26 protein-coding genes and 2 tRNA genes are annotated in these 26,265 nt (G+C 37.3%); 17 read left to right on the plus strand and 11 right to left on the minus strand.

The features are described 5' to 3' along the window. Positions 1 to 225: 225 nt before the first annotated feature. Both ACM66U_RS03585 and ACM66U_RS03590 read left to right on the plus strand, forming a co-directional pair. Positions 226 to 1,401 (plus strand): ammonium transporter, encoded by a 1,176-nt coding sequence (locus ACM66U_RS03585; protein ID WP_418641154.1) that lies wholly within the window; start codon positions 226 to 228, stop codon positions 1,399 to 1,401. A gap of 8 nt (positions 1,402 to 1,409) precedes the next feature. Then, a complete protein-coding gene (locus ACM66U_RS03590) occupies positions 1,410 to 2,201 on the plus strand; it encodes a TonB family protein (protein WP_418641155.1) in 792 nt (263 codons plus the stop codon). 5 nt (positions 2,202 to 2,206) lie between these two features. Here ACM66U_RS03590 and ACM66U_RS03595 read toward each other — a convergent pair whose 3' ends face one another. From ACM66U_RS03595 to ACM66U_RS03610, 4 genes are all read right to left on the minus strand, one after another. Next, positions 2,207 to 2,377, minus strand: a complete 171-nt coding sequence (locus tag ACM66U_RS03595; RefSeq protein WP_418641156.1) for a rubredoxin — start codon at positions 2,375 to 2,377, stop codon at positions 2,207 to 2,209. Positions 2,378 to 2,403: 26 nt separating this feature from the next. Further along, positions 2,404 to 3,999, minus strand: a complete 1,596-nt coding sequence (locus ACM66U_RS03600) for a Na/Pi cotransporter family protein (RefSeq protein WP_418641157.1) — start codon at positions 3,997 to 3,999, stop codon at positions 2,404 to 2,406. Positions 4,000 to 4,076: 77 nt separating this feature from the next. Continuing rightward, positions 4,077 to 4,151: transfer RNA gene (locus ACM66U_RS03605), tRNA-Glu, on the minus strand. 98 nt (positions 4,152 to 4,249) lie between these two features. Further along, a tRNA-Lys gene (locus ACM66U_RS03610) sits at positions 4,250 to 4,325 on the minus strand. Positions 4,326 to 4,479: 154 nt separating this feature from the next. Here ACM66U_RS03610 and ACM66U_RS03615 point away from each other — a divergent pair. The 8 genes from ACM66U_RS03615 (at position 4,480) to ACM66U_RS03650 (ending at position 13,019) form a co-directional block, all read left to right on the plus strand. Continuing rightward, complete coding sequence (locus tag ACM66U_RS03615; RefSeq protein ID WP_418641158.1) at positions 4,480 to 5,481, plus strand: CsgG/HfaB family protein; 1,002 nt, start codon at positions 4,480 to 4,482, stop codon at positions 5,479 to 5,481. Next, positions 5,478 to 6,470: an LPP20 family lipoprotein gene (locus ACM66U_RS03620; RefSeq protein ID WP_346389539.1), complete on the plus strand. Its 993-nt coding sequence runs from the start codon at positions 5,478 to 5,480 to the stop codon at positions 6,468 to 6,470. Before ACM66U_RS03615 ends, ACM66U_RS03620 begins: the two co-directional genes overlap by 4 nt. 70 nt (positions 6,471 to 6,540) lie before the next feature. Then, on the plus strand, positions 6,541 to 7,488 hold the full coding sequence (locus tag ACM66U_RS03625) for an AAA family ATPase (RefSeq protein WP_151900811.1): 948 nt from the start codon (positions 6,541 to 6,543) through the stop codon (positions 7,486 to 7,488). Positions 7,489 to 7,498: 10 nt separating this feature from the next. Continuing rightward, positions 7,499 to 8,329, plus strand: a complete 831-nt coding sequence (locus ACM66U_RS03630; protein WP_418641159.1) for a DUF58 domain-containing protein — start codon at positions 7,499 to 7,501, stop codon at positions 8,327 to 8,329. Further along, on the plus strand, positions 8,330 to 8,737 hold the full coding sequence (locus ACM66U_RS03635; RefSeq protein WP_346389541.1) for a hypothetical protein: 408 nt from the start codon (positions 8,330 to 8,332) through the stop codon (positions 8,735 to 8,737). Further along, positions 8,730 to 9,662, plus strand: a complete 933-nt coding sequence (locus tag ACM66U_RS03640) for a vWA domain-containing protein (protein WP_418641160.1) — start codon at positions 8,730 to 8,732, stop codon at positions 9,660 to 9,662. The genes ACM66U_RS03635 and ACM66U_RS03640 overlap by 8 nt, the downstream gene beginning before the upstream one ends. After that, complete coding sequence (locus ACM66U_RS03645) at positions 9,659 to 11,599, plus strand: VWA domain-containing protein (RefSeq protein ID WP_418641161.1); 1,941 nt, start codon at positions 9,659 to 9,661, stop codon at positions 11,597 to 11,599. The genes ACM66U_RS03640 and ACM66U_RS03645 overlap by 4 nt, the downstream gene beginning before the upstream one ends. Beyond that, positions 11,583 to 13,019, plus strand: a complete 1,437-nt coding sequence (locus tag ACM66U_RS03650) for a BatD family protein (RefSeq protein ID WP_151900807.1) — start codon at positions 11,583 to 11,585, stop codon at positions 13,017 to 13,019. The genes ACM66U_RS03645 and ACM66U_RS03650 overlap by 17 nt, the downstream gene beginning before the upstream one ends. Here ACM66U_RS03650 and ACM66U_RS03655 read toward each other — a convergent pair. Then, positions 13,016 to 13,846, minus strand: coding sequence for a prephenate dehydrogenase (locus tag ACM66U_RS03655; RefSeq protein ID WP_418641162.1), 831 nt, complete (start codon positions 13,844 to 13,846; stop codon positions 13,016 to 13,018). The genes ACM66U_RS03650 and ACM66U_RS03655 overlap by 4 nt on opposite strands. A 98-nt stretch (positions 13,847 to 13,944) precedes the next feature. Here ACM66U_RS03655 and bamA point away from each other — a divergent pair, with 98 nt between their 5' ends. Continuing rightward, positions 13,945 to 16,206 carry an outer membrane protein assembly factor BamA gene (bamA, locus tag ACM66U_RS03660; protein ID WP_346389543.1) on the plus strand — a complete coding sequence of 754 codons (2,262 nt, stop codon included), beginning with the start codon at positions 13,945 to 13,947 and terminating at the stop codon, positions 16,204 to 16,206. Here bamA and ACM66U_RS03665 read toward each other — a convergent pair. The 6 genes from ACM66U_RS03665 to plsY form a co-directional block, all read right to left on the minus strand. After that, positions 16,203 to 17,669, minus strand: a complete 1,467-nt coding sequence (locus ACM66U_RS03665; protein WP_418641163.1) for a Ppx/GppA phosphatase family protein — start codon at positions 17,667 to 17,669, stop codon at positions 16,203 to 16,205. The two genes, bamA and ACM66U_RS03665, sit on opposite strands and share 4 nt — an antisense overlap. Positions 17,670 to 17,673: 4 nt before the next feature. Then, positions 17,674 to 17,925: a YfhL family 4Fe-4S dicluster ferredoxin gene (locus ACM66U_RS03670; protein ID WP_151900803.1), complete on the minus strand. Its 252-nt coding sequence runs from the start codon at positions 17,923 to 17,925 to the stop codon at positions 17,674 to 17,676. Between the two features lie 79 nt (positions 17,926 to 18,004). Next, on the minus strand, positions 18,005 to 19,306 hold the full coding sequence (locus tag ACM66U_RS03675; RefSeq protein WP_346389545.1) for a HAMP domain-containing sensor histidine kinase: 1,302 nt from the start codon (positions 19,304 to 19,306) through the stop codon (positions 18,005 to 18,007). Between the two features lie 52 nt (positions 19,307 to 19,358). Further along, positions 19,359 to 20,030, minus strand: a complete 672-nt coding sequence (hsrA, locus tag ACM66U_RS03680) for a homeostatic response regulator transcription factor HsrA (protein ID WP_151900802.1) — start codon at positions 20,028 to 20,030, stop codon at positions 19,359 to 19,361. Positions 20,031 to 20,130: 100 nt separating this feature from the next. Beyond that, the gene (locus ACM66U_RS03685; protein WP_151900801.1) at positions 20,131 to 20,463 is read right to left on the minus strand and encodes a dihydroneopterin aldolase; all 333 of its coding nucleotides are present in this window, start codon (positions 20,461 to 20,463) and stop codon (positions 20,131 to 20,133) included. A gap of 1 nt (position 20,464) precedes the next feature. Then, positions 20,465 to 21,079, minus strand: coding sequence for a glycerol-3-phosphate 1-O-acyltransferase PlsY (gene plsY / locus ACM66U_RS03690; protein WP_151900800.1), 615 nt, complete (start codon positions 21,077 to 21,079; stop codon positions 20,465 to 20,467). Between the two features lie 104 nt (positions 21,080 to 21,183). Here plsY and nadA point away from each other — a divergent pair, with 104 nt between their 5' ends. From nadA to ACM66U_RS03720, 6 genes are read left to right on the plus strand one after another with little or no spacing between them, the layout of a single operon-like run. Then, entirely contained in the window at positions 21,184 to 22,182 is a 999-nt protein-coding gene (nadA, locus tag ACM66U_RS03695; RefSeq protein WP_151900799.1) for a quinolinate synthase NadA, read from the plus strand. Beyond that, positions 22,179 to 22,994, plus strand: a complete 816-nt coding sequence (gene nadC / locus ACM66U_RS03700; RefSeq protein ID WP_418641400.1) for a carboxylating nicotinate-nucleotide diphosphorylase — start codon at positions 22,179 to 22,181, stop codon at positions 22,992 to 22,994. The genes nadA and nadC overlap by 4 nt, the downstream gene beginning before the upstream one ends. Positions 22,995 to 23,006: 12 nt before the next feature. Next, positions 23,007 to 23,135, plus strand: a complete 129-nt coding sequence (locus ACM66U_RS03705) for a hypothetical protein (protein ID WP_269138895.1) — start codon at positions 23,007 to 23,009, stop codon at positions 23,133 to 23,135. Positions 23,136 to 23,144: 9 nt separating this feature from the next. Beyond that, complete coding sequence (flhB, locus tag ACM66U_RS03710) at positions 23,145 to 24,197, plus strand: flagellar biosynthesis protein FlhB (protein WP_346389548.1); 1,053 nt, start codon at positions 23,145 to 23,147, stop codon at positions 24,195 to 24,197. A gap of 29 nt (positions 24,198 to 24,226) precedes the next feature. Next, positions 24,227 to 24,895, plus strand: a complete 669-nt coding sequence (locus ACM66U_RS03715) for a DHH family phosphoesterase (protein WP_418641164.1) — start codon at positions 24,227 to 24,229, stop codon at positions 24,893 to 24,895. 1 nt (position 24,896) lies between these two features. Further along, positions 24,897 to 26,264, plus strand: a complete 1,368-nt coding sequence (locus ACM66U_RS03720; RefSeq protein WP_418641165.1) for a M23 family metallopeptidase — start codon at positions 24,897 to 24,899, stop codon at positions 26,262 to 26,264. Position 26,265 lies beyond the last annotated feature (1 nt).

The following is a 26,265-nucleotide window of genomic DNA, read 5'->3' on the forward strand; positions in this document are numbered from 1 at the left end:
TTTTAAAATATAAATATTTTGCTACACTCAGCTTTTAAGTTCAATTTAAACCCGAATTATGCAATAGAAAATAATAAGTAGGTTCTATGCTTGTGTCCAAGGGATGTTTAGAAAATTGTTGTGCCAACCTTTTTGGTTGGTCAATAATTTTATGAATGTGCCTTGGGTGCAATGATAGAGACTTTCTTGAGTTTTCTGTTGCATAATCCGGGTTAAAGGTTTATAATGTCTGAAACTGATTTCAAATACATACTGGATACTTTCTTTACACTTTTTTCTATGGTTTTGATTATTTTAATGGTTCCGGGTTTTGCCATGCTTGAAGCCGGACTGGTAAGAACAAAAAATGTCTCTTCTGTTTTGACGGTAAATACCATGATTTATGCGGTAGCATCTATGGCATTTTTACTTGTCGGCTACTCTCTTGCGTTTGGTTCCTGGGAAAACTCTTCTATGAGTATATGGGCGGCATTTTTGTTTCAGATGGCATTTGTCGGTAAAACTATAAATATTATGAGTGGTGGAGTGAGTGAGCGTGTAAAAATTATACCACTGATGATATTTACGGTTGTTATGGGTGCTGTTATTTATCCTTTGATTGTTAATGTAAGCTGGGGCGCTGATCTTCTTGCGGGAACAGTGTTGGATATTGACATGTATGATTTGGCAGGTTCAACTGTTATTCACTCCACCGGAGGCTGGGCATTGCTGGCTGCGATTTTGATTATGGGACCAAGAAAAGACAGATACAAAGACGGAAAAATAAAAGTGATACCTGCATCAAATGTACCGCTTGTGGTTCTTGGAGCACTTCTTTTATGGATAGGATGGTTCGGATTTAACGGTGGCAGTGTCGGTTCTATTTCAAGTATCGAAAATGCCGATACGGTTGCAAAAACGATTATGAATACTAATACGGCAGGTTTGGCGGGTGCAATCATTGCAGCTGTTATCATGTATGCACGCTATAAGCTTTTAGATATCACAATGATATTAAACGGTGCATTAGGAGGGCTTGTTGCAATTACTGCAGGACCTGATTTGTATGACATGTACACACCAATCTTGATTGGTGCCATTGGCGGTGCACTTGTTGTTTTTGCTGTACCAATGTTTGACAAATTAAAACTTGATGATCCTGTAGGTGCACTTTCTGTTCACCTTGTCAACGGAATTTGGGGTACACTCGCTGTTGGTATTTTTGTTGATAAAGTGTCACTGATTTCACAACTCAAAGGGATTGTAGTCATCGGAGTTTTTGCATTTGTGAGTTCCTATATTGTTATTTACATTATCAACAAGATTGTTGCATTCAGAGCAGAGGATGATATTCAGGTAGAGGGGCTTGATGTCAATGAGGTTGGCGTTGAAGCCTATCCTGAATTTAAACGCGCCATTTAAAACAATGTATGCTTAATCACTCAAAGTCTCTTTTTCTTTCTTTGCTCGTTCATGCGCTTATTCTGCTGAGCCTGTTTGGTGTTTATAAGTATGTGGTCTCATCTGCCGCATTTGTTGAAGAAGAAAAAAGAGTGTGTGTAAATTTGAGATGTATCAAACAACAGGCTGAAGAAATACATAAGAAGAAAAAAGAGAGAAAAAAAGTTATCTCTGAAAAAAAAGCGAAAAAAATCCCGCAACATAAAAAAGTGATTCCTCCCAAAAAACAAAAAACCCAACAAAAACCCAAGAAAATTAAGAAAAAAATTCCTTTAAAAAAACAGATTAAAAAGAAAGAAGAAACAATAAAAGAGACAAAGATTGAAGAAAAGACAAAACCGGAAAAAAGAATAGAACAAACAGCAGCAGAAAAACCGGAAAAAAAACTAGAAGAAGTCGTGAAAAACATGCCTGTTGCAGAAGAAAATCTTCGCAGGGAAAAGAGGACAAAAAAAACTGTTGAAAAAAAGGTGAGTGAGAAAGAAGCGTATTTGCAGGAAAATCTGGCACAGATTGCCCAATTGATAAAAGAAAACCTCTACTATCCGCGAATGGCACGTAAGCGAGGCATACAGGGTTCTGTTACTGTTCGCTTTATGCTGTTAAAAGATGCTACTGTTATACAAATTACAACAATATCTTCAAGCAGTGGTATCTTGACGCGTGCGGCGATTAAAACAATCGCTGAGCTTTCAGGAAAATTTCCAAAGCCAAAAACAGATATAATGTTGAGTGTACCGATTCGATACTCTTTACAATAACAGTTTTACTCAACAGGCTTGAAATACTCTTTTTGGGCACCGCAACCCGGACATTTCCAGTTCTCAGGAAGATCCTCAAAAGCTGTTCCGGGAGGAATGCCCCTTTTTTCATCACCGATTTTCGGGTCATAAATATGACCGCAAAATACACATTTATATTTTTGCAATTTATCCATAACTGGCTCCTGTTACTTATTATATCTTATTTTCCTGCATTGAGCAGTGCCTGTTGCAGATGATATGCAATACGTGTAATGTGTACCGATGAACGTTGCAGCCACCGAATTGCTTCTAAGTGGTAGGTGCCCTCATCTATGCTAACGGTCCCGTCGGCCATTAACAGTGTTATTTCTTCTCTCTTTTGTTCTGTTTTCCTGTCAATGTCATAGTTGCTCTGCTGTGTATAATTGGCCAGTTCCTGCAAGGATGTTTTTTCAAGGAGTTGCAGACTTGTTTGAATAAGCCCAATAAATTGATTTTTTTCGAATGCCAACAAGGGTGATGACTGAAGAAACAGTGCTTTGTGCTCATCTTCACGACATCGGTCAAAAAGCCGTTGCAGATGGTCAATAACATGAATGAGACTGATAAGCCGTTGCCAGTTTGCATCCTGTGTATTTTTTAAATTAATTTTGTCTAAGAAATTCTGTGTTTCATCTAAAAGCTTGTCAAAAGTATGCAGATTGATTTTGTGTGCATTTTTTTTCGCTCCAAGTAAATAGAGCATATACCGCAATAATGTTTTGAATTCATTTTCAAGAGATTTTTGCACAACACTCAAAGCCAAAGGGATATTTTCAAGTAATGCAGGATCAAAATCCTGTATATACTTTTGTTTTGGTTCGGGTATGATTTTTTCCATAAGATGCGCAAAAGGTATTGTAAAAGGTATAATTGCAATGACACCTAAAAAGTTGAAAAAAGTATGAAACAGTACTAAGACAATTTCAGCCTGTTGCATGAAAAAACCGGGCGCGAAAGATTCAAAGAACAGAGTGTAGGGTGCTATTAAAAAAAGCGCGGCAATACCGGTAAATATATTGTATACAACATGTGAAAAGCCGGTTCTTTTTACTTCTGCAGAGCCACCTATGGTTGCTAAAGCCGCTGTAACTGTTGTACCTACATCCATGCCGACTACCAAGGCTGCTCCCTGCTCAAAACTGATGGCACCTCCGTAAATCATTGTGAGTGTCGCGGCAACACCTGCGCTTGATGACTGTGTGATAATTGTGACAAGAATCCCAAGTAAGAAGAGCTCAAATCGGCCAAAAAAAGAATCTCCCGGAAAGTATTCAGGTGAAATGATGTCTTTATAGACAGACATGCCCTCTTGCATAAAGCTGATACCGACAAAAATCAGACCAAATCCGGCAATGGCAAAACCGATATCCGCTGCTTTTCCTTTTGAAAAAAGTTTTAAACTTGACCCTACAAGTATAAAAGGCAAAACCAGAGTGCCCAGTTTGAGTTTAAATCCGAGAAGTGCTACCATCCATCCTGTAATAGTGGTACCGATATTTGCGCCAAAGATAATACCGAGTGCTTGGGGAAATGTTAATAATCCTGCAGATACAAACCCTACAGCAGCAACTGTTGTAGCACTTGATGACTGTAAAACAGCGGTACTGACAGCTCCTGTTATAACTCCGGTAGTGGGTGTTTTTGTAAAACGAATTAAAGCATTTCTGATAGTATCTCCGGCAAGAGCATGTAAACCCTGGGTCATGATAATCATACCAAGTATAAAAATACCGATGCCCCCAAATGCCTGGGAAAGTGTAGTCCATGAATGCATAACTATGTTGTTCCCTCTTTATAGGATAATGTTATTATGACATAAATTTCTAATGATTGTTTGAAAGTGAGTAAAGTTGGTGACCCCGAGGAGAATCGAACTCCTGTAACATGGATGAAAACCATGGATCCTAACCGCTAGACGACGGGGCCACTTTTTGTAGTTGTTTTTTGATTAGTTGTGCCGAAGTTTAAAGTGAATCGTACATAAGGTACGTGAACTTTAATCTGAGGTGCAAATAACAAAAAAATGGTGTCCTGTGATGGATTCGAACCATCGGCCACATCATTAAAAGTGACGTGCTCTACCAGCTGAGCTAACAGGACTCTTGCCTCTTATTGTTAAGAGGTCGAAATTATAGACAAATACAATTGATATGTCAAGAAAAAAGAGTGAAAATTTATAAATTTTATAAGAAAGCATAGATTTATTTACAATTAAATGCTTTTTAACTACAATCGTTTCACGAAGAGGAGTTTTATGAAAAATATTACAAATATACTAATGGCTTTTTTTATTGTTTTTATGAGCGGATGTTCTCAGAAAGTGACTGTACAGGCACTTGAGCCTGCACAAATTGACAGAATATCGCAAACAAAAGTAATAGCAGTGACAGATTTCACACATGACAGAGTAGGACTTTCGAGAAAAATAGAGGCAAAGCTTTCTAATTTTGAGATAAACAATAAAAAATATTTTACTGTTGTCAGCAGAAACGATATAAATAAAGTTATAGCAGAGCAAAAACTGCAAAACAGTGGTCTTGTCAATGATGAAAAGATTGTCCAGGTTGGAGAACTGATAGGCGCGCAGGCTATAATTTCTGGAAATGTAAGCCCTGTTACCAAAGAAGACAGTTATTTTTATGAGGCTCGTGTCCGTTGTGCAAATAGAAAATGTACAGAACTCGAAACATACCGTGTGCGCTGTATGAAACGGCTTATAGGACTTTCTGCAGAAGTAAGAATAGTGGATGTTGCCAAAGGCGATATCATTTATGCTGATACTTTAGGCAGAACAAGTTCATTTAAGCACTGTGCTGATGATTCGCGGGCGATCCCGTCAAAAATGATGGTGGCGCAAAAGCTTGCCGATGATATAGCAGATACATTTATTTATAAGCTGACTCCGCATTACAGAAAATTTCATGTAAAATTACTTGAGGATCCTGATTTGGATTATACAGATGAACAAGAGAAACTTTTGAAAATCTCTTTAAAATATATTGAGCAGGGGCGTTATGACAAAGCAGAAAAATTTTTGAAAGAGTTGATTGATGCGACAAATATGAAAAGTTATGTGGCATTTTACGATTTGGGTGTGATAAAAGAGGCACAGGGGAAATATGAAGAGGCGAAAGAGTACTATGAATATGCGGACGATTTGATGATAGAGCCGGTTGAGGAGATTAATGAGGCTGTTGTCCGTATCAACTCTCTTATCTCCAAAAGAAAAAAAACACTTGAGCAGTTAAACAGATGAACAAATTAAGCCTACTCTTTCTTATTACAGGGCTGCTTTTAGGCGGTTGTGCTGCAAAGCAAAGAGTTGTTGTTGCAAAAAAAGAGCTTCCGTCATGGTATATGCAACCTCCACAGTCTGACAGTTCTACGCTTTATGCACTGGGGGAAGGTGAAAACCAGCAAGATGCCATTACGAATGCCTTGAGTCTTTTAGCCTCGACATTACATGTAGCGGTTTCATCAAATTTTCGTGCAAAAACAGTTGTAAAAGAGGGAAGTGTCAACAGCTCTGAGGCAACATACATCAATGAAACACAAAGCAGTGTTGAAAAAATAAAAATCAGCGAATATGAAATACTCCATACAAAAAAACTCGGCTTTAAAAGATATGCGGTGCTTATAAAGGTCAATAAACAAAAGTTGTTTCAAGGCTTAAAAAATGAACTGGACCAAAAACTGAAAATATACAGGAGCAAAGTCAAAAATTTACAAAAATGTGATGCCCTCAAACGCTTGGCATATTATAAAAAGATGAAAAAATCATTTACATATATACAGAATGCTCTGATAGTGATGAAAGTGCTGCATAAAGGCTTTGACGACACAAAATACATAGCATGGATGAGTAAAGTAAATGAAGAGTATGATTATCTTCTGAAACATATCAGCTTTTGGGTAAATTCCAATGTGAAAAGTCTGGCTGAACCACTCAGAAGTGCCCTGACCAAACAAAAATTTATCATAAAAAATGTGAAATCAAACATGCACTATACTGTTTTTATTCATGCAAAAATCAAAAAGGCAAGCGCGTACGGTTTTACGCTTGCCCGCAGTGAAATATCTTTTGTAACGAAAAACTATAAAGGGGAAGTGTTAGGAGAAAATGTCATACATGTAACCGGACAGTCTTCCCAGGGCTATGAAATAGCCAGGCAGAATCTTGTCAAAAAGCTTCATTCGCTCATACAAAAAGAGGGCATTTCAAAAGTGTTAAATATTGGTATTTAGTAACCGTTTACTTCTTGGGAATATACTTGCAATAATAATAAAAAGAAATAGTAATAACTGAGGTATAAAAATGATTAATAAAATACAAGAGGTAAAAAAAGAAGTTGCAAAAGTAGTTGTCGGGCAGGAAAAGATGATAGATTCTCTGCTGATTGCACTGTTGTGTGAAGGGCATATCCTTATAGAAGGTGTTCCTGGACTGGCAAAAACAACAACGGTCAATGCACTTTCAAAAGCTCTGGGGCTTGACTTTAAGCGGGCACAGTTCACACCGGATTTACTCCCTTCGGATATTTTGGGGGCTGAAATATACGACCCGCAGAACAATCAGTTTAAAATCAAAAAAGGTCCGATTTTTACAAATCTTTTGCTTGCGGATGAAATTAACCGTGCTCCGGCAAAAGTGCAGTCTGCTTTGCTTGAAGTGATGCAGGAAAAGCAGGTGACAATCGGTGATACGACATTTAAACTTGATCTGCCGTTTTTTGTCATGGCAACACAAAACCCGGTAGAACAAGAGGGCGTCTATCAGCTCCCTGAAGCGCAGCTTGACAGATTTATGCTTAAACTTGTCGTCGGATACAACACAAAAAAAGAAGAGCTTGAAATCGCAAGAAGAATTTCAAGCGGCAATTTTGAGACAATCAATCCGGTTTTGAATAAAAGCGAACTCGAAGAGCTGAAAAAAGTTGTACGCGATATACATGTAGACGAAGAAGTGGAAGAGTACATGATAGAACTCGTCAATGCAACAAGACATCCTGAAGAGTACGGACTCGAAGAGGTCAAAGAGTACATTCAGTTCGGAGCTTCTCCCCGTGTGAGTATAGACATGTTCAAAGCCGTGAAGGCGATGGCATTTATGCGCGGCAAAGACTTTGTTACTCCTGTTGATGTTGCTTATATCGTAAAAGAGTTGATGCGTCACCGTATTGTGCTTACATACGAGGCTGAGGCTGAAGGTATCACGACAGATGAAATCATTCAAAAAGTGCTTGAAACTGTAGCGATACCATAAGGCCGCCATAATGAGCAAACTACAAAAAATACTTGTACGGGCCCGCCGTCAGGTTTTTAGTGAGATGGTTGGAAACAATCCGTCTATTTTTCAAGGCGAGGGCTATGACTTTATAGAATTGCGTGAATATATGCCCGGTGATGACATTCGACATATTGACTGGAATATCACGGCAAAACTGCAAAAGCCTTATATTAAAATATTTCGTGAAGAAAGAGAGTTGAATGTAGTCGTGGCATCAATGCTCAACGGCAGTGTCTATTTTGGCTCCAAACGGTTTAAACAGGATGTTATTGCAGAAATTACAGCCATGCTGAGCTTTTCGACGATAAAAAACGGTGATTTGCTGAGTTCCTACATCTTCAGTGATAAGCTGGAATCTTTTTTAAAACCGAGTAAAAAGCTTTTTCAGGTCCATAAAAGTACGAATGAAATTTTGGATTTTGATCCTTTGAACAAAAAAGCAGACTATAAAGTTTTGGCAGATACTCTGTTTAAAAGGCTCAAAAGAAAATCTTTGATTGTCATTGTCGGAGATTTTTTTGAAATCCCTGATTTTAAAGTATTGGCAAAAAAACATGAAGTAGTGGCTGTCATTGTACGTGACAGACTTGAAGAGAGACCGCCGGAGATGGGTTTTACCTCTTTGGTGGATCCTGAGAGCGGTGCTGTTTTAGAAGGTGATTTTAATGCACAAACAGTCAAAGAGTATGCGAAAAAAGTTTTAGTGCATGACAGAAAACTTTATGCAACATTCAGAAAACACCAGATTCGATTTACAAAAGTTTATACAGACGGAAAAACCGGTGTTTCCTTACGACGATTATTTGAGGGCAGATAGATGCAAAACCTACAACAAAATGAAATTCCTTTGCATGATATTAAGCCGCTTATAGAGATACATGAGTACTCTTTATATTATCTTATCGGAGTGAGCCTTTTAGTTGTTCTGATACTTTCGGGTTTTATATATTTGGCATACAAATGGATGCAAAACAGAAAAAAATACAACAAAAGAGCAGAGCATTACAAGAGGCTATTTTCGGTAGACTATTCAAATCCGAAAAAAGCGGCATATGATTTGACATTTTACGGAGCAACTTTTAAAGATGACAGTGAACGTCATTTAAAAGCCTATGAAAATATGTTGCAAATACTCCAAAAATACAAATATAAAAAAAATGTAGAAAATTTTGATACAGATACTTTACATGTAATAGAGTTATATAAGGGAATGATAGATGTTTGACGGCATATATTTCGAATTTCCAAAATTACTGTTTGTTATATTCTTTTTTATAGCATGTGAAACACTTTGCAAAATGAAGCTGCCTTCAATTTACTTTCCGCATGCTTCACAGTTTATGAAGAGCAATGTTTCTGCATCAAAACTGCTTTTCTTTTTAAAATGGCTCACAATTGTTATGATGATTTTGGCACTTATGTCGCCGGTAAAAGACGAACCGTATGAGTTGAAGCCAAAACACGGGCATGAGATAGCCCTTATTCTGGATGCTTCGGGTTCTATGAAAGAGCGTGGATTTGACCCGCTCAACCCCGCTGCATCACGCTTTGATGTTGTGAAATCAATTGTACGGGATTTTATAAACAAAAGAGAAAATGACAATATGGGACTTGTCGTTTTTGGTTCCTACTCTTTTATCGCTTCACCGTTGACATATGACAAGCATATACTGTCCCGCATTGTTGCTCAGCTTGAAGTAGGAATGGCGGGAAAATATACAGCCCTGTATGAAGCATTGGCACAGGGAGTGAACCTGTTAAAAATGAGCAGGGCAAAATCAAAAGTGGCTATTTTGCTTACAGACGGCTACTCCACAGCCGGAGTGGATAAAATTCCTTTGGATGTGGCACTGGATATTGCCAAAAAAGAGGGGGTAAAAGTTTATCCGATAGGGATAGGCGCTCCTGATGAGTACAACAGAGCCGTGCTTATGAAAATTGCAAAAGAGACAGGCGGTGTTGCCTTTGGTGCTGCAAATGCCTCACAGCTTAAAGAGGTCTATGAAAAAATTGATGCACTGGAAAAATCAGAGATAAAAAATGAAACATTTTCCTATAAAAACTATTACTATTTTTATCCGCTGTTTATAGCATTGTTGTCTCTGCTGCTTTATGTCTATTTACGAAATAAAAGAGGGAGTGTAATATGAGTTTTTTACATCCGGAATTTCTTTACTATATGTTACCGTTAATTGTTATACTCTTTGGATTGTTGCTCACACAAAAAGAATCGCATGCAACATTTTTTTCAAGCGAGGTGATGCAAAGACTCAGAGTCTCTTCAAACACCTTGACACTCAAAGCAAGAAATGCACTCTTTTTTCTGATTGCTGTATTGATGACACTTGCTTTGGCAGGTCCTGTCATCAAAGACGGAAAGATTGAAGTGACGGCTAAGAGTGCTGATATTATGATAGCTTTGGATATATCAGATTCTATGTTGGCAGAAGATGTTTATCCAAACAGATTAAAACTGGCAAAACAAAAAGCTCTGGAACTCTTGCGTCTGGCACCAAATGAGCGCATCGGTGTGATTGCATTTGCAAAAAATTCCTATCTGGTGTCGCCCTTGAGTTTTGATCATGAAGCTGTTGCTTTTTTACTGAAAAAACTTAACACGAATTCTATAACAGAGCAGGGCACAGACTTTATGTCGATGCTGCAGGTTGTCGATAAAAGTATAAAAAAAGATGCAAAAAAATATTTGTTGATATTGAGTGACGGCGGAGACAAAAAAGATTTTTCTCAAGAGACTGCTTTTGCAAAAAAGCATGACATAGCGGTTTTTGTGCTTGGTGTAGGCACACCGCAGGGAGCACCGATAAAGCTTGAAAATGGAGAGTTCATCAAACAAAACGGAAAAATCATTGTTTCAAAACTCAATGATAAAATTGCAGACTTGGCAACAAAAACAGGTGGTGTTTATATTGAAAGTGTCAATTCTGATGCCGATGTCAAAGCAATGCTTAAAGAGATTGAGCGTCACAGTAAGAAAAAAGAGCTCAAATCCAAGCAGATTGAAAAATATATACCATTGTTTTATTATCCTTTGGGACTGGCACTTCTGCTACTGCTTATAGCGACATCTTCTATGAGTAAACGGGTAAAAGTCGAGGTGCCGGGATTGTTTGTTTTAGCCATTTTGCTCGGAAATCCTGCTCCGTCATATGCGGGATTGCTGGACTTTATGCATCTGGATGAGGCAAAAAATGCCTACAAACACAAGGAGTATGAAAAATCGGCAAAAATATATGACAGTTATGCAAAAAAGAGCAACCACAGTGAAAGTTACTATAATGCAGCCAATGCCCTGTACAAGGCCGGAAAGTACAAAGAAGCGGTTCGAAATTATGAAAAAGCAACTTTTGATGACAAAGCTGCACGTGCGAAAAATTTTTCAAATATGGGTAATGCCTATGCAAAAATGGGTGATGAAGCAAATTTGAAAAAGGCGATAGAATCTTATGAAAAATCTTTAAAACTTCATGAAGACAAAGATACAAGAGAAAACCTTGAAGCCGTAAAAAAAGCCTTAAAGAACAAAGAGCAGAAGAAACAACAGCAGAAAAACAAAAATCAGAAGAACAAAAATCAGAAAAAACAGCAGCAGAAGAATCAGAAAAAACAGCAGAACCAGCAGAATAAAGATAACAAAAAGAACGAAAAAAAGCAGGATAAGAACAACCAAAAGAACAACCAGCAGCAAAACAACAAGCAAGATTCCAAAAACTCCAAAGGCAAAAAAGACAAAAAGAGTGAGCAGAGAAAATCTCAAAAGCCGAGCGAAGAAGAGAAAAAGCAGCAAGAAAAGAATGGCGAACAACAAAAAAATCAGAAACAAAAAGAGCAAAAGAAAAAAGAACAGCAGCAAAAATCTCAGCAAAAGAGTGCGGAGAAAAAACAGAAAAAAGACAAAAAGAAGTCTGCTTCCGCATCAGCTGCACAGGCAGAAAAAATGAAAAACAGGATGAGTGATGCAGAAGAGGCAAAATGGCTCAAAAGCCTTAATAATGAACAAAGTACGTATTTATACAGATTAAACCAAAGTAACAAGAAGAAGGAAAACAGTAATGAAAAACCTTGGTAAAATAATAATAATTTTTAGCCTGCTTGCAACGGCAGGATATGCAAAGGTTGTGGCAAAGGTATATCCTAAAAGCGTTGTCAGCGGAGAAGTCGCAACCTATACCCTGACAATTACAGGCGGTGAAGTCAATAAACCGCTTATCAGTACAATATGCGGCAGCAATGTATTGGGGACAAGTTCTCAGACAAGTATTGAGATGATAAACAATGATTATAAAAAAAGCTATGTACTGAGTTATCAGTTTATGCCGCAAAAAAGCTGTGTGATTTCACCGGTGAGTGTTGAAGTAGATGGAAAAACAGAGCAATCCAACAGTGTAAAAGTAACGGTAAAACCGGCAGTACAGGATAAAAATGCCGATTTTGTACTGAATTTGATTCCCTCAAAAACAGAGTTGTTTGTGGGGGAACCGTTTACGCTCAATCTGGTGCTGAAACAAAAAGAAGATGCCGAAGCCGTTGACAGTAAATTTATAGCGCCGGATTTTAAAGGCTTCTGGATCAAAGGCGAATCACAGGCAACAAGAACTCAAAAAGACGGGTATGTCATCACAAAAGCAAGCTACAGACTGGCTCCGCAAAGAGAAGGAAATCTTACAATTAAACCGGCACAGCTTAAAATTGCGACAAGAATTTCTTCAAGGGATGTCTGGGGAGGTTTTATGCCTCAGATAAAATGGAAGAGCTATTTTTCAAACCCTGTGGAGTTACATGTAAAGCCTTTGCCTAATAATGCAAAAATAGTCGGTAACTTTACAATTGAAGCGACTGCCGACAAATTGGAGATTAATCCTAATGAAGCAGTGAATGTTACCGTCAAAGTGACAGGTGAAGGTAATTTGGAAGATATTAAGAGTTTTAAACCCTATATACCGGGTGTAAATGTTTTTGATGAAAAAATAAATATCAAAGGCAATACTCTGACACAAAAGTTAGCCTTTGTTTCAGATAAAGATTTCACAATTCCGCCTTTTTCACTGGCATTTTACAATCTTAAAACAAAACGGGTAGAAAAAATCTCTACACAGCCCATTCATATCAAAGTAAACGGTGCGGTGAAAAAAACAGCATTGAAAATACAAAGAGAAGAGTCTGTTCAAACTCCTGAACAGCCTTTACATGTAAAGGACAGAGCAAAAGTCTATGACAAACTTTCTATAGGTATAGCTTTTGTTGCAGGAGTTATCATTGGAATATTGATTATGATATTTGCAAAACCGGTGAAATTTTTGAAAAAAGAAAGAGTATTGAACCTCAATGATGAAAAGCTGTTGCTTATAAAACTGTTGCCGTATAAAGACAAAGATAAGGAAGTGAAAAAAGTTGTAGATATTTTGGAAGCTAATCTTTACTCTTCAAAAAAAGAGAAGATAGATAAAAAGCTTGTAAAAGAACTGCTGAAAAAATATGATATATCCTAATCCAGGATATCATGCAGTTTGTTGGCATTGGCCATCTCTTGATGGACTTTGTCCCACTCTTCGTTTTGAATGTTTTGTTTGAGATTTGTAAGCTCTGTTTCAAAAAGTTCTATAGCTTCAAGCAGATTTTCTTTGTTCTGTCTGAAAATATCTTCCCACATATAGGGAGAACTCTTTGCCAGACGACTCATGGAACGAAACCCACCTGCAGCCAAGGCTAAAATTGTGTGCTTGTTTTCCTGCTTTAACACAGTGTTGGCAATAGAATAAGAGATGGCATGGGGCATATGTGAAATAAAAGCGGCATGACGGTCATGCTCCTGAGACTTCATAAAATGTTTTTTCATATGCAGCGATTTAAATATTTTTTTGGCAATCTTTGTCTGCAGTTCTCCACTCTCTTCAAGATCGCACAATACAACAACCTTGTCGTAGTAAAGATTTTCAACCGCGGCATGCGGACCAAAGTTTTCTGTTCCGGTCATAGGGTGTGCGGCTACAAAGTTTTTGCGTATCTGCGGCGGGACAGAGGCTACAATTTTTTCTTTTGTGCTTCCCAGGTCGATAATGGTGGTATCTGGCCCGACATCCGTCAGTTCTTTTAATATTTTAATTACACCGTTGACAGGAATGGCAAGAAAAATAACATCACACTTTTTCACCTCTTCAAAAGAGACTATTTTGTCTACCAGTCCAAGGCAAAGGGCATCCTGTGTATGCTTTTGATTATGATCATAACCTACAATAGAGTCAACATAATTTTGTTTTTTTAATGAAAGGGCAAGGGAACCTCCCATCAAACCTAATCCAATAATTGCTATATTCATGTTTATTCTTTGTGTTAATTTGTAAAATTATACTGAATTTACTTAATATTAACCACATAATGGGTAAAATCTTTACTAATTTTTTAAATGGAATATGAATGAAAATACTTTTGTCTTTTTTGCTGGTTGTATTGACAACTAATATATATGCGCGTGTAGTGAAAACTATTGACTATAATGGATTAATCCACCTTTCCAAGCCGGTTGCCTTGAGAATTTTAGGATTTGGCGAAGGTGATGACATAGACAAAGAGATGGTTGACAAAGCGATTAAAAAATATTTTGATCAAGGCTATTTTAATGATATCTGGACAGAATTTGATGAAAAGGGAAAACTGACTTTTTATTTTAAAGAAAAAGCAATTATCTCCAAGGTGGAACTCAAGGGCTGGAAAGAAGATGATGATGAAGTCAAAGAGTCTGTCATTCAAATCAAAAAAGGGTCGTTATATGATGAAAAGAAAATTGAAGCTGCTAAAAAAAGAATCATTGACGCAATTTCACAAGAAGGTAAAATTGACAGTGTCGTAGAAGTTGAAACGACATATTTGGAAAACGGAAGTGTAAAAGTTACTTTTGTTGTGAACGAAGGCGAAGAAATTATTATCAAAAAATTACAATACAGTGGTGTATACGGCTTGGATCCGGATGATTTTGATGATGTTATAGCCAATAAAGAGCAAGAATTCATGGGCTGGTTCTGGGGACAGAATGACGGTAAAATGAGTCTGAGAGATTTGGAATACGATAACCTGAGAATACGTGACTATTATATGCAGTACGGGTATCTGGATGCGAAAGTAGATGAACCTTTTGTGCGGGTTGATTTTGACAACTACAGTGCTGATATGAGTTATCTGATTTCAGAAGGCAAACCATATAAAATAAGCAAAATTTCTGTCAATCAACTTGTCCATGTTGCAGATGATGCAAAATTACGAGATGCCATCTCGCTGAAAAAAGATGAAACTTTCAATATCAAAACTTTTAGAGAGGACTCAAAAAAGATTAAAACACTTGTTGCAGACCTTGGTTATGCTTTTGTTCAGGTAGTGCCTGACTTGAAAAAAGACAAAGAAAACCATACAGTCGAAGTAGTGTTCAAAGTTATGCCCGGCGAGAAAGTAAGAATCAGAAATGTATTGATTTCAGGTAATAACAGAACACTTGACAGGGTAATACGTCGAGAGTTGTATTTGGGACCGAATGATATATACTCATTAACGGATTTGACAGATTCCCGTGCAGCACTTGGAAGGCTTGGTTTTTTTGACAGCAATACAATTGAGGAAAAAAGAATTGACAACAAGACTATGGATTTGATTGTAAAAGTCAAAGAAGCACCAACCGGGAATATTCAGTTGGGAGGCGGATACGGAAGTTATGGAGGACTGTTGCTGAGTATCGGGGTAAATGATAGAAATATATGGGGGTCGGGTATTAATGTCGGCATTAAGGCTGAAAAGTCCCAGACAACACAAAACTACTCTTTCAATATCTCCAATCCTCGTCTCAATGACAGTGATTTCAGTGGAAACTTTTCTATTTATCAGTCAGCTTTTGATTATATTGACTATTCTGTTGTAAGCAATGGTCTGAGTATGGGAATAGGACACAGGTTTACACGCTATATCAGCGGTTATCTGGGATATGCTTATTCAAGTAACAGTTATACTTTTGGAGATGACTTCAATGCTTCTGTATATGGCGGGATCAATCCGTTTGAAGCTTTTACAAAAAGCAGTGTTTCTGTGAGTATAAAATGGGATAATACTGATGATTATTATCTTCCTCGTAAAGGATTTGAACTGTCCCAGAGTCTTGAAAAATCAGGGCTTGGCGGTACGGCTGACTTTATAAAGGCAAGAACAAATTTTGCCAAATACTATGGACTTCAGGATCTGCTTGGATTTGATGCTATTTTTAGATACAAAGCCAGATATTATGCAATTATAGACAACGGATACATTCCGCTTGCCGAAAAATTTTATATGGGCGGGATTGGAAGTGTGCGAGGGTACCAGGCATATACACTTTCTCCGACTGTAGCGGATGCTACTGCAGTGGATGGAATAAGAAGAGTGGGCGGAACACAAACTTTTTCAAATAATATAGAATTGAGTATGCCTTTGATACCAAAAGCAAAAATGCGTATAGTGGCTTTTGCAGACTGGGGAATGATTTCGGATAATGTAACAGATAATTTACTAACCAACAATATTTCAAGAGCCGGATACGGGCTTGGACTGGAGTGGTTCTCACCTGTCGGCCCGATTCAGTTAATGTTTGCCCGTCCGATAAACCCTCAGGATGGCGACCAGACTGCAAACTTTGAGTTTACAATGGGACAGAGATTCTAGAATTTTACGCTAAAACTGTTATGTTCACACTCTAGTTTCAGTACGGCTTCTTTGGCGAGATAAAGTTTTTTTGAAGAGTTTACATGTAATGTGTTTTTTTCAAATACTAACTCAAAATCCAGGTTTCTTGGCCTGTGGCTTAAGAGTGCTATACTTAAAGAGAGCAGAAAACTGAGTGTTTTCGTAATCTGTTCTTTGGGAAGAAGTTTTTTGTAGAGTTGCAAATGGGTACTTGACGGCAGTTTGTTTTTAGCGTACTTTGTCAATGTGGCAATGAGCATGATGTCGTGATGTCTGAAACCAAACTCCAGGGCACTTTTTATCAAATAATAGGTATGCTTGTTTTGGGAATAAAAATGGACACTGCTTCCTGCGGGATATAGTTTTGCGGCTAAGGCAAGATTGTATCTGTATTTGTAGTCTATACCAAAATATTCATGGGTTAAATCAAAGAGTTTTTTAGCCAATAAGCTTAAATTATTTGAAAACTGTCTGTCTTTTATATGCGAATCTATAATATAGCGCACGGAGGTATTGTAATTGTGCGGAAATTTATGTTTGGAGTTCCTTAGCAAATCACTCAGATATACACCCTCTCGTACACCTACACCGCTTGTAATCACTTTTGAGATATTTATCTTTTTGATAAGTCTTTGTAAAATAAGCGTACCGGGTTTAATGACATCAAATCTGTTACTGTTGATAAAAAGGCTTTTGAGTTCTTTGTTGCTTTTTGCATCGAGCAGTTCTTCTATAAACTCCTGCAAGTGAGTGACCTTAAATTCATAAGCGTGAAGTTTATTCAGCGGATATGTTTCTCTCTTCATGATAGAACTGGATATTGCCCGAAATGTTCCGCCGATTCCGATGAGTGTTTCAACTTTCATAGCAGGAAGCATTTGGAGTTGTTCGTCAATATACCTGATGGCACCTTCTATGTCATCAGCATCAAAATAAAGCTCTTTAAGACGTACTGTTCCAAGTTTTAGAGATAGAGGATGGGAGACATTGTTTTTGTCTATATAGGCAAGCTCAGTAGAACCGCCTCCTATATCTATGCTGAGTGCATTTTCCTGCATTGGCAAAAGATTGGCACAGGCAATGCCTCCGAAGTACGCTTCTTTTTCGCCACTGATAATTTTTATATTGAGTTTGAGTTCTTTTTTTACTTTTTGTAAAAAATCTTTTTTATTGGGGGCATCTCTGAGTGCCGAAGTTGCAACACAAAAGAGTTTGTTTGTCTTAAAAGAGTTGCTGATCTGTATAAAGTCACTCAGTGCATCAAAAGCTCTTTGCATAGGAGTCTCTTGCAGAGCTCCTCCGTGTTTGTAGGCATCTTCAGAAATTCTGACCTTTGACTTCTCTTCATGAAGCAAATGAAAAGCAAAACGTGACACTTTCTCATATATCACCATTCTCACTGAATTGGAGCCTATGTCTATGATTGCAACACGCTTTGCCAAAGAACTACTCTTCTATTTCTAAATTTTTATATTTAAACTGCAGTTCTGCCACAGTTTCAACATTATCTTTATCCGGCACTATGCAGTCAACAGGACAAACAGATATACAGGCAGGTTCATCATATATGCCGACACACTCAGTACATCTGTCGGGATCAATGTAATAAATCGGATCACCTTCTTCTATTGCCAGTGTAGGACATTCTTCTCTACATGCATCACATGCTATACATTCATCATTTATTATTAAAGCCATATTCAAAAACCTTATATTTTATATTTATTTTTTAATCTGACGATTTATAGCAAATTAAAGCTTTATTATTTTTGAAAGATTACCTCTTCTTTGGAATTATACAGGATAATTTAGAATTAAGCTGCAAAGATGCTACTGTTCCGTCAATTCCGTCTTTTCTGTTTCTTATGCTTATTTTCGCACCTAAGGCATCTGCGGCGCTTTTTGCCAGGAAAAGACCAAGACCGACGCCGGATTTGTTTCCTTGACGCTTAAATGGTGCAAATAAATCTATACTGTCATCAATTCCACATCCCTCATCTACAACCTCTATCAGTAATCCGACATCATCCTGTGAACTTCTGAGTATGATAGATTTGTCCTTGGGCGTAAATTTAATGGCATTTTGCAAAAAGTTTTGCAGAATCTGGTTTAAAAGACTTATCTGCAGTGTTGCCATAAATCCGTCGGGTTTAAAATCCATATGCAGCTGTTTGCCTTCGTTTTCGGCAAGAAGTTTGAAGTCATTCGCTTTTTGTTTTAAAAATGCTATGACATCCACCTCTACAGGTCTGTCAAGCTGTGCACCTTCCTGACGGCCTATGTTGAGTATGTTTGTTATAATTATATTCATTTCATCGACAGTTTTGTTGGTTGTTTTGATAGCTTCTATATACTCTTCGGGTGAGCGTTTTTTTATGAGAGTTACCTGGTTTTTTAATTTTATAACCGCCAAGGGAGTTTTTAATTCATGTGCGGTCCCTATAAAAAGCTCTTTTTGATATTTGACAAAATTTTCAATTCTTAAAATCAGATGGTTGAGCGTTGCCCCCAAAGGTTCAAACTCTTTAGGAAGTTTTTTCATATCTATCTCTGTGATGAGGTGCTCATTCATATTTGCCAGTTTGTTTGAAAATGTCTGAATAGGAGCAATAAGCATTTTGGACAAGGCAATAGCATAGATAATAACAAGCAGGATACTTGCTATATTGATAACAAAGATGTATCTTTGAATTTTTTTCAGAAGATGCTTTGTCTGTGTAATATCTTTTGTAATTTTCAGATAGCTTTTATCATCAAGGTTAAAGGGATAGATGAGCGTTAAAAAAGTATGATTATTCTGAGAAGTTTCATAAATATCCATACCGGTATGAGAATTTTTCAAATTAATGATGCCGACATTTAAAGAGAAAAAGTTTTCTCCCATTGATTCATCTGTCTGAAAAACTGATTTGTATGCAGAAATATTTTTGGCATATTGTACCAATTCCTCTTTTTTTTCATCATATATTGATTTTTCTATATAAAAATACAAGAGAGATGAAAAGATGATAATGAGTGTCAGTGATGAGAATATCAGTTTGATTAAAAAGTTTGTCCGAATACTTCGTGAAGAGAACATGATATAACCCCATAAATATTTTTATGAAATTATATCATTATTTAAAATTTTATTAGATTTCTTTTGGAAAGCAGAAGCGGTAGCCTCGACGACGTACAGTTTCTATAGTAGTGATTGATAATGGTTTGTCCATTTTTTGTCGAATCTGATTGATTGCTACTTCAATGACATTTGGCGTAACAAGTTCAGGCTCTTCCCAGATAGCGTCAAGAAGCTGTTCTTTGGAAACAATCTGATCACGATGACGTGCAAGGTGAGTCAGTACTTCAAAAGGTTTTCCTTTGAGCTCTATTTCAGTCTCTTTATAGGTAATTTTTTCTTCTTCAGGATTAATTGTCAAGTCTTCAATCTCTATAATATTGCTTCCGCCAAAACGCAAACGCGCTTCAATACGAGCGATTAATACGTCAAAATCAAAAGGTTTTCTGATGTAGTCATCAGCACCGGCGCGCAGTGCCTCGATCTCACTTTCATTGTCATCTCTGGCTGAAATAACAACAACAACTGTCTTAGGAGTTTTTGTTTTGATATCACCTATGATATCCACTGAATTTCCGTCTGGAAGCATCCAGTCCATCAGAACCAAATCATAGTTACGGATGTCTAGATAGTATTCACCGTCTTTTAATGTCTCTACTACATCACTTTGGTAACCAAATTCTTTGAGTCCTTCTGCTAACATTTTGTTTAATGTTACTTCATCTTCTATAATTAATATACGCATTAATTCTTTCCTGTGCTTAAATATTTGGTGGAATAATAGCATAAATTTAGGTTACTTTAAAGTTTTTTTCAATTTTTTTTAAAAAAAAATGAAGTTAGGATTAAGATTGGAAGTTTGTAATATTGCTTACACTGACCTTGCAGTCGGGTAAAATGGAGGGTTTTGTTATTTTTAGATATAGAGTATTTATTTTTGAAAACTTATTTTTAAGCTCTCTGCTCAAATCATGAAGTGCATCTTCAATAAGTAAAAATTTTTTGTTTTGCATATCTGTTTTTATAAATTCTGCCACCTCCGCATAGTTTATAAAAACATTGTCCTCAAAATCATATTCTATTGCAACATCAATAATGACTTCCTGCTCATTTTGTCTCTCATGTTCCAAAATACCGATGATACATGTAAAGCGTAACTCTTCTATATGAATTTTCAAGTTATATGACTCTTTTTTCTTCACCCTTGATGACACGAATGATATTGGGGATATGTTTATAAAACAGAATAAATACAATAAATACAACCGGTGCATGCGGCATATTCGGATGAAGAACAAAACTTGTAACAAGCAAAGATAAAACACCCGTGAGGGAAGAGACGGATGAGATACGGACTGTTTTAGCCATAACAAGCCACACAACAAGAGCAATTGTTGTCTCCAGCGGCAAAAGAAACATCATAACGCCCATTCCTGTTGCGATACCTTTGCCTCCTTCAAATCCAAGATAGGGGGAAAAACAATGACCAAGAACTGCCAAAACAGCAATAGCCCATAAAACGGATTCGTCAAGCCCCATAAAGTAAGCAACAGCTAAAACGCTGACACCTTTGAGTGCATCCAATGCAAGGGTTGCAATACCGAGTTTTTTTGCCAGGTCCGGATTTTTTTCCTTGACAACGCGTAAAACATTTGTAGCACCAATACTGCCGCTTCCTGCCGACTTGACATCAACACCTGCAAATTTCTTTGCAAGCAAAAGACCAAAGGGAATACCTCCAATAAGATATGCAGCAATATAAAACTGTACATTGATATTAAATAAAAAATCCATAAATTACCTTAAAATATTTGAGTGACAGCATTCTACAGTTTTTATGCTAAATATATTTTGATATAATTGCATAATAATAAAATTATGAAATACAGGATGATTTTTTGCAGTTAACAAATGATGAATTAAAAAAACGAATTTCCGAGCTCAAAGAAAAACTGAGTGTCACAGTTGTTGCGCACTTTTATCAGCGTGATGAAGTGTTTGAACTTGCTGATATTACAGGCGATTCATTGGAATTGGCTATGAGAACAATGGCAGATGATGCAGAATTTGTACTCTTTTGCGGTGTCGGATTTATGGGACAGAGTGTGAAAGTTCTTTCACCGGACAAGCGTGTTGTTATGCCAAAAATTGCCTGTTGTGCAATGGCCCGTATGATTGACTCGCTTTATTATGATGATTCTGTGAAATTTTTAGAAGATAACGGCATTGCCAGAGAAAACATATTGCCAATCACCTACATAAACTCCAATGCTGAGGTAAAAGCAAAAGTAGGAGAGATGGGCGGAATGGTTTGTACAAGTTCAAATGCCAAAAAAATCATTACAACAGCATTGGCGGAGGGGAAGAAAATTCTTTTTGTTCCTGATCGATGTCTTGGACAAAATATTGCCAACCAGATGGGACTTAAATCTATGGTGATTGGACAAGCTGGTGATCCGAAAGAGGCAGACATTATCTGCTATGACGGTTTTTGCTCAGTGCATCAGCTTTTTACACTGGATGATATAGCTTTTTACCGTAAAAAGTTTCCGGGTATAAAAATTGCAACACATCCTGAATGTGATCCTGCTGTTTGTGATGCCAGTGATTTTGTAGGTTCAACCTCACAGCTTATTAAATATATTACAGAGTTGCCCGAAGATCAAAAAGTGGCAGTCGGTACAGAGTTTAATATGGTAAACCGACTGCGACCAAAAAATACCTATGTGTTAAGCTCTACAAAACCGGAATGTCCGACAATGAATGAAACAACGCTTGAAGATGTTTACCTGACACTCAAAGCGATAGATGAGGGTGCGCCGATAAATGAGATAGAAGTTGATCCAAAAACGCAAAAATGGGCAAAAATCGCATTAGAGCGAATGTTGGCATTATGATAGAACAGTTTGTAAAAGAAGCCTTGGCTGAAGATGTGGGGCGTGGTGATTTATATGCACTCGTGGAGCCTGCGGTACCTGCAAGTGCTAAAATCATAGCAAAAAGTGATGGGGTTGTCGCGGGACAGAAGTATATAGACGTTTTGGCAAAGCTTGAAAACTTTTCTATTCAATGGTTAAAATCTGACAGGCAGTCATTTCACAGTGGAGAAACGATTGCGGTCTTGGAAGCAGATTCACATACACTGCTTCGCTGTGAAAGAACAGTTTTGGATATGCTTTTACACGCAAGTTCTATTGCTACACTGACAAGAAGATATGTTGCAATAACAGAGCCGTATAAGGTAAAACTTTTGGACACAAGAAAAACAAGACCATTATTGCGAATATTTGAAAAGTATGCAACACGCTGTGGCGGTGCTGTAAATCACAGAATGGGACTTGATGACTCTCTGATGATAAAAGACACCCATCTCAAAACAATTCAAAATCTGCAAAGCTATATAGAAAATGCAAGAAAGGTTATTCCCTTTACTGCAAAAATTGAAGTAGAGGCCGATACTCTTTTTATAGCACAGGAGGCTATGCAGGCGCAGGCAGATATCGTTATGTGTGACAATATGACACCGGCTCAGGTTGAAGAGGTTGTGGCTTTTAGAAACGAAAACTATCCGCATATCCTTTTAGAAGCGAGTGGAAACATCTCTTTGGAGACCATTGAGTCTTATGCAAAAACAGGAGTAGATGCCATCAGTTCAGGTTCATTGGTGCATCAGGCCAACTGGATTGATTTGTCAATGAAAATGGATTAGAGGTCATAATCTATGGCTGATGATGCTGAAAAAACAGAAGAGATCATTATTCCCAACAAAAAAGGAATACATTTCTTTTTCTGCGTTAGCCACTGCGGCACTAAAGAAAAATCTATTTTAGATTTTTATGAGTTCTTCTAGGAGATATGTATGGCTGATGATGCTGAAAAAACAGAAGAACCCACCCCCAAGAAAATAGAAGATGCCCGAAAAGAGGGAAATGTTCCAAAGTCCCAGGACACTTCGGGAGTGATAACACTTTTTGTTGCCATACTTGGTATTTTAATGCTTTTTCCTTATATGGCAACACATATGATCCGTCTTTTTCAATACTATTTTTCCCTCATAGGCATGCCTGTAGACAAATTATTTGCAATAGATATTGCCATTGTTACTATAAGGGAGTTTTTGCTTATGGTCATTCCTCTGGCTGCTGCTGTGGCGATTGCCGGTGTAGTGGCTGCACTTGCGCAGTTTGGGTTTCTATTTACTACAAAGGCTATCATGCCGGATTTTAAAAAGATTGATCCCATCAAAGGAACAAAGAATCTTTTTTCTTTAAAAAAGCTTATTGAAGGTGTGAAAGTAACACTGAAATCTTTTACAACCCTGGGTGTCGGATTTCTGTTTTTCTTCTATTTTATTGAAGAGTTGCCCACAGTTGCACTCTTCGGACTGCATGATCAGCTTGTCTGGCTCAAAGATAAAATGATAATTATTGCTTTTGTGATGCTCTTTATTATCTTTATCTTTGCAATAATAGATATAATTATCGTAAGAAAACAGTATTTTGACGGGTTGAAAATGTCAAAACAGGAGATTAAGGATGAAATGAAAAATATGGAGGGTGATCCACTCATAAAATCAAAAATCCGACAGATTCAAATGGAAGCTTCTCGAAAAAGGATGATGGCAGAAGTTCCAAATGCCGATGTGGTGATAACGAATCCTACACATTACGCTGTTGCCATAAAATATGACGAGGCAAAGGCACGGGCTCCGATTGTCATTGCAAAAGGAATGGATCATATAGCACAGCAAATCAAAAAAATAGCCAGAGAGAATCATGTTCATATTGTACAAAACCCCTCTTTGGCCAGAAGTCTTTACAAAGAAGTTGATGTCGACAAGCCTATTCCCGAAGCATTGTTTCATGCTGTAGCCGAAGTTTTAGCCTATGTTTACAAGATGAATAAAAAATAGTATATAATTATATTTAAAAAAGTAGACATTTGAGAGCTTTTGATGATATAAAAAATGCAAAACATATAGTAATTCAAACAGACAACCTTTCATTTGCAAATGCAAATGCTCTGTATTCTTATGTATTGACTCTGCATAAAAAAGTCTCCCTGGCTGCTATTGAACAAATTGATGAGAAGTTTTCTTTTTTACCGTGGTTTACCCGCGTACGTGAAACTGTACCAAAGCAGGCAGACTGCATAATAGAAGCAAAACCTGATGCAACAGAACTCTATTTTGCATTAAAACAAGAAGGTGTTTCTATCAATCCAAAAATGGCAACAGCACTGTTTGGGGCTCTTTTGGAATTTACACAGGGATTTTCAAATGCAAAATGCACGGGTACAGCTTTTGCTGTGGCTGCTGAGCTTATAGAACTGAAAGCTGATCAGTTTACATGTAAAGAGTTTTTACAAAGAAGAGAACCCTTGTCATTGTTTCGTTTGAAATCTATACTGTATAAAAAGATGCTGCAGAGTGATAATGCGCAGGTTATGAATATGTATGTCTCAGATGAAGATTTAAAATCAAGCGGTGCAAGGTTGAAAGATGCAGAAGAAATAATGAAAGAAGTGTTGAAAACAGTACATGTAAAAGAAGTCAGGCTTTATAAAAGTGACGAAAATAACAAAATATTAAAATCAATTAAGGAAATATAATTTGAGAAACAAAAAAAACAGATCTTCGGTTGGCGGATTTTTTATAACGGCCCTTCTTATAGGCGCAGGAGCATATGTCTATTTTTCTGCAATGTTTGAAAGAAATGCCCCTGTAATTACACTGCAGACAAATGGTTACTGGAATCTCAAAAAGCCATTGCCGTTACAGATAGAAGATGAGAGCGGTATCAAATCATATAAAGTTATTGTACGAACCAAAAATGGTGAGAGTGAGTTGTTATACAATCAACTGCTGTATCCCGAAAAAGCAGTTAGTTTGAAATTGGAACCGCCAAGAGGTGCTTCAGCAATCAAAGACAAAAATATTGAAATTATTGTACAGGCACAGGATGCGAGTAAATGGAATTTTTTAAATGGCAATACGGCGGTAAAATCTTTTAAACTGAGAATTGACAAAAAAAGACCGCAGGTAAACATTGTAAACAATTCGTATAAAATATCCCGGGGAGGTGCGGCCCTTGTGATTTTTAAAGCGGAAGATGAAAACTTAAAAGAGTTGTACATAAAATCAAATCACAATAAACATTTTAAGGTAGAACCTTTTTATAAAGAGGGATATTATATAGCTTTGCTTGCCTGGCCTGTGCAGGATGAAGGTTTCAAAGCAACAGTTGTAGCAAAAGATTCTGCGGGAAATGTAAGAAAAACCTATGTTCCGCTTTATTTGAAAAACAAAACATACAGGCTTTCAAAAATTACAATTTCCGATAAGTTTTTAAACGGAAAAATTGCCGAACTGGCTGAAGAATTTGATGAGACTCAGGGAGTAGAGGATCCTCTGGAAAGATTTAAAATTATTAATGAAAATATACGAGAAAAAAATGAGGCGTTGATACATAAACTCACGTCAGATGTTCCACAGGAAATGATAAGTGATTTTAAAATTAAAAAAATGTATCCTTTGAAAAACGGAAAGGTTGTGGCATACTTTGGAGATCATAGAAAATACTACTATAAAGGTCGGTTTATCAGCGAAGCCTACCATTTGGGTTTGGATATGGCCAGTCATGCAATGGCTCCTGTACGTACTCAAAACGGCGGGAATGTAGTATTTGCAGATTATAACGGACTGTATGGGAATTCACCTATTATTGCACACGGATTGGGGCTTTATACTCTCTACGGACACTGCTCAAGTCTGGAGGTCTCCGCGGGTGATGAGGTAGCACCAAACAGTGTTATCGCAAAAACAGGAAAAACCGGTTATGCGATGGGAGATCATTTACATTTTGGTGTATTGGTGCAAGGTATAGAAGTCCGTCCTCAAGAGTGGATGGACAAAAAGTGGATAAAACTTAATATTAATGATATTATTAAGAGTGCTAAAAAAATCATTGACGGCAAATAAA

Origin of the sequence: Sulfurimonas sp. ST-27, from assembly GCF_048081595.1 — a bacterium.
GTDB classification, from domain to species: domain Bacteria; phylum Campylobacterota; class Campylobacteria; order Campylobacterales; family Sulfurimonadaceae; genus Sulfurimonas; species Sulfurimonas hydrogeniphila.

What these genes read in the sequence shown, in the direction of transcription:
- ACM66U_RS03585 (WP_418641154.1), top strand. Translation starts at nt 226, where the DNA reads ATGTCTGAAACTGATTTCAAATACATACTGGATACTTTCTTTACACTT.
- ACM66U_RS03590 (WP_418641155.1), top strand. Translation starts at nt 1,410, where the DNA reads ATGCTTAATCACTCAAAGTCTCTTTTTCTTTCTTTGCTCGTTCATGCG.
- ACM66U_RS03595 (WP_418641156.1), bottom strand. Translation starts at nt 2,377, where the DNA reads ATGGATAAATTGCAAAAATATAAATGTGTATTTTGCGGTCATATTTAT.
- ACM66U_RS03600 (WP_418641157.1), bottom strand. Translation starts at nt 3,999, where the DNA reads ATGCATTCATGGACTACACTTTCCCAGGCATTTGGGGGCATCGGTATT.
- ACM66U_RS03615 (WP_418641158.1), top strand. Translation starts at nt 4,480, where the DNA reads ATGAAAAATATTACAAATATACTAATGGCTTTTTTTATTGTTTTTATG.
- ACM66U_RS03620 (WP_346389539.1), top strand. Translation starts at nt 5,478, where the DNA reads ATGAACAAATTAAGCCTACTCTTTCTTATTACAGGGCTGCTTTTAGGC.
- ACM66U_RS03625 (WP_151900811.1), top strand. Translation starts at nt 6,541, where the DNA reads ATGATTAATAAAATACAAGAGGTAAAAAAAGAAGTTGCAAAAGTAGTT.
- ACM66U_RS03630 (WP_418641159.1), top strand. Translation starts at nt 7,499, where the DNA reads ATGAGCAAACTACAAAAAATACTTGTACGGGCCCGCCGTCAGGTTTTT.
- ACM66U_RS03635 (WP_346389541.1), top strand. Translation starts at nt 8,330, where the DNA reads ATGCAAAACCTACAACAAAATGAAATTCCTTTGCATGATATTAAGCCG.
- ACM66U_RS03640 (WP_418641160.1), top strand. Translation starts at nt 8,730, where the DNA reads ATGTTTGACGGCATATATTTCGAATTTCCAAAATTACTGTTTGTTATA.
- ACM66U_RS03645 (WP_418641161.1), top strand. Translation starts at nt 9,659, where the DNA reads ATGAGTTTTTTACATCCGGAATTTCTTTACTATATGTTACCGTTAATT.
- ACM66U_RS03650 (WP_151900807.1), top strand. Translation starts at nt 11,583, where the DNA reads ATGAAAAACCTTGGTAAAATAATAATAATTTTTAGCCTGCTTGCAACG.
- ACM66U_RS03655 (WP_418641162.1), bottom strand. Translation starts at nt 13,846, where the DNA reads ATGAATATAGCAATTATTGGATTAGGTTTGATGGGAGGTTCCCTTGCC.
- bamA (WP_346389543.1), top strand. Translation starts at nt 13,945, where the DNA reads ATGAAAATACTTTTGTCTTTTTTGCTGGTTGTATTGACAACTAATATA.
- ACM66U_RS03670 (WP_151900803.1), bottom strand. Translation starts at nt 17,925, where the DNA reads ATGGCTTTAATAATAAATGATGAATGTATAGCATGTGATGCATGTAGA.
- ACM66U_RS03675 (WP_346389545.1), bottom strand. Translation starts at nt 19,306, where the DNA reads ATGTTCTCTTCACGAAGTATTCGGACAAACTTTTTAATCAAACTGATA.
- hsrA (WP_151900802.1), bottom strand. Translation starts at nt 20,030, where the DNA reads ATGCGTATATTAATTATAGAAGATGAAGTAACATTAAACAAAATGTTA.
- plsY (WP_151900800.1), bottom strand. Translation starts at nt 21,079, where the DNA reads ATGGATTTTTTATTTAATATCAATGTACAGTTTTATATTGCTGCATAT.
- nadC (WP_418641400.1), top strand. Translation starts at nt 22,179, where the DNA reads ATGATAGAACAGTTTGTAAAAGAAGCCTTGGCTGAAGATGTGGGGCGT.
- ACM66U_RS03705 (WP_269138895.1), top strand. Translation starts at nt 23,007, where the DNA reads ATGGCTGATGATGCTGAAAAAACAGAAGAGATCATTATTCCCAACAAA.
- flhB (WP_346389548.1), top strand. Translation starts at nt 23,145, where the DNA reads ATGGCTGATGATGCTGAAAAAACAGAAGAACCCACCCCCAAGAAAATA.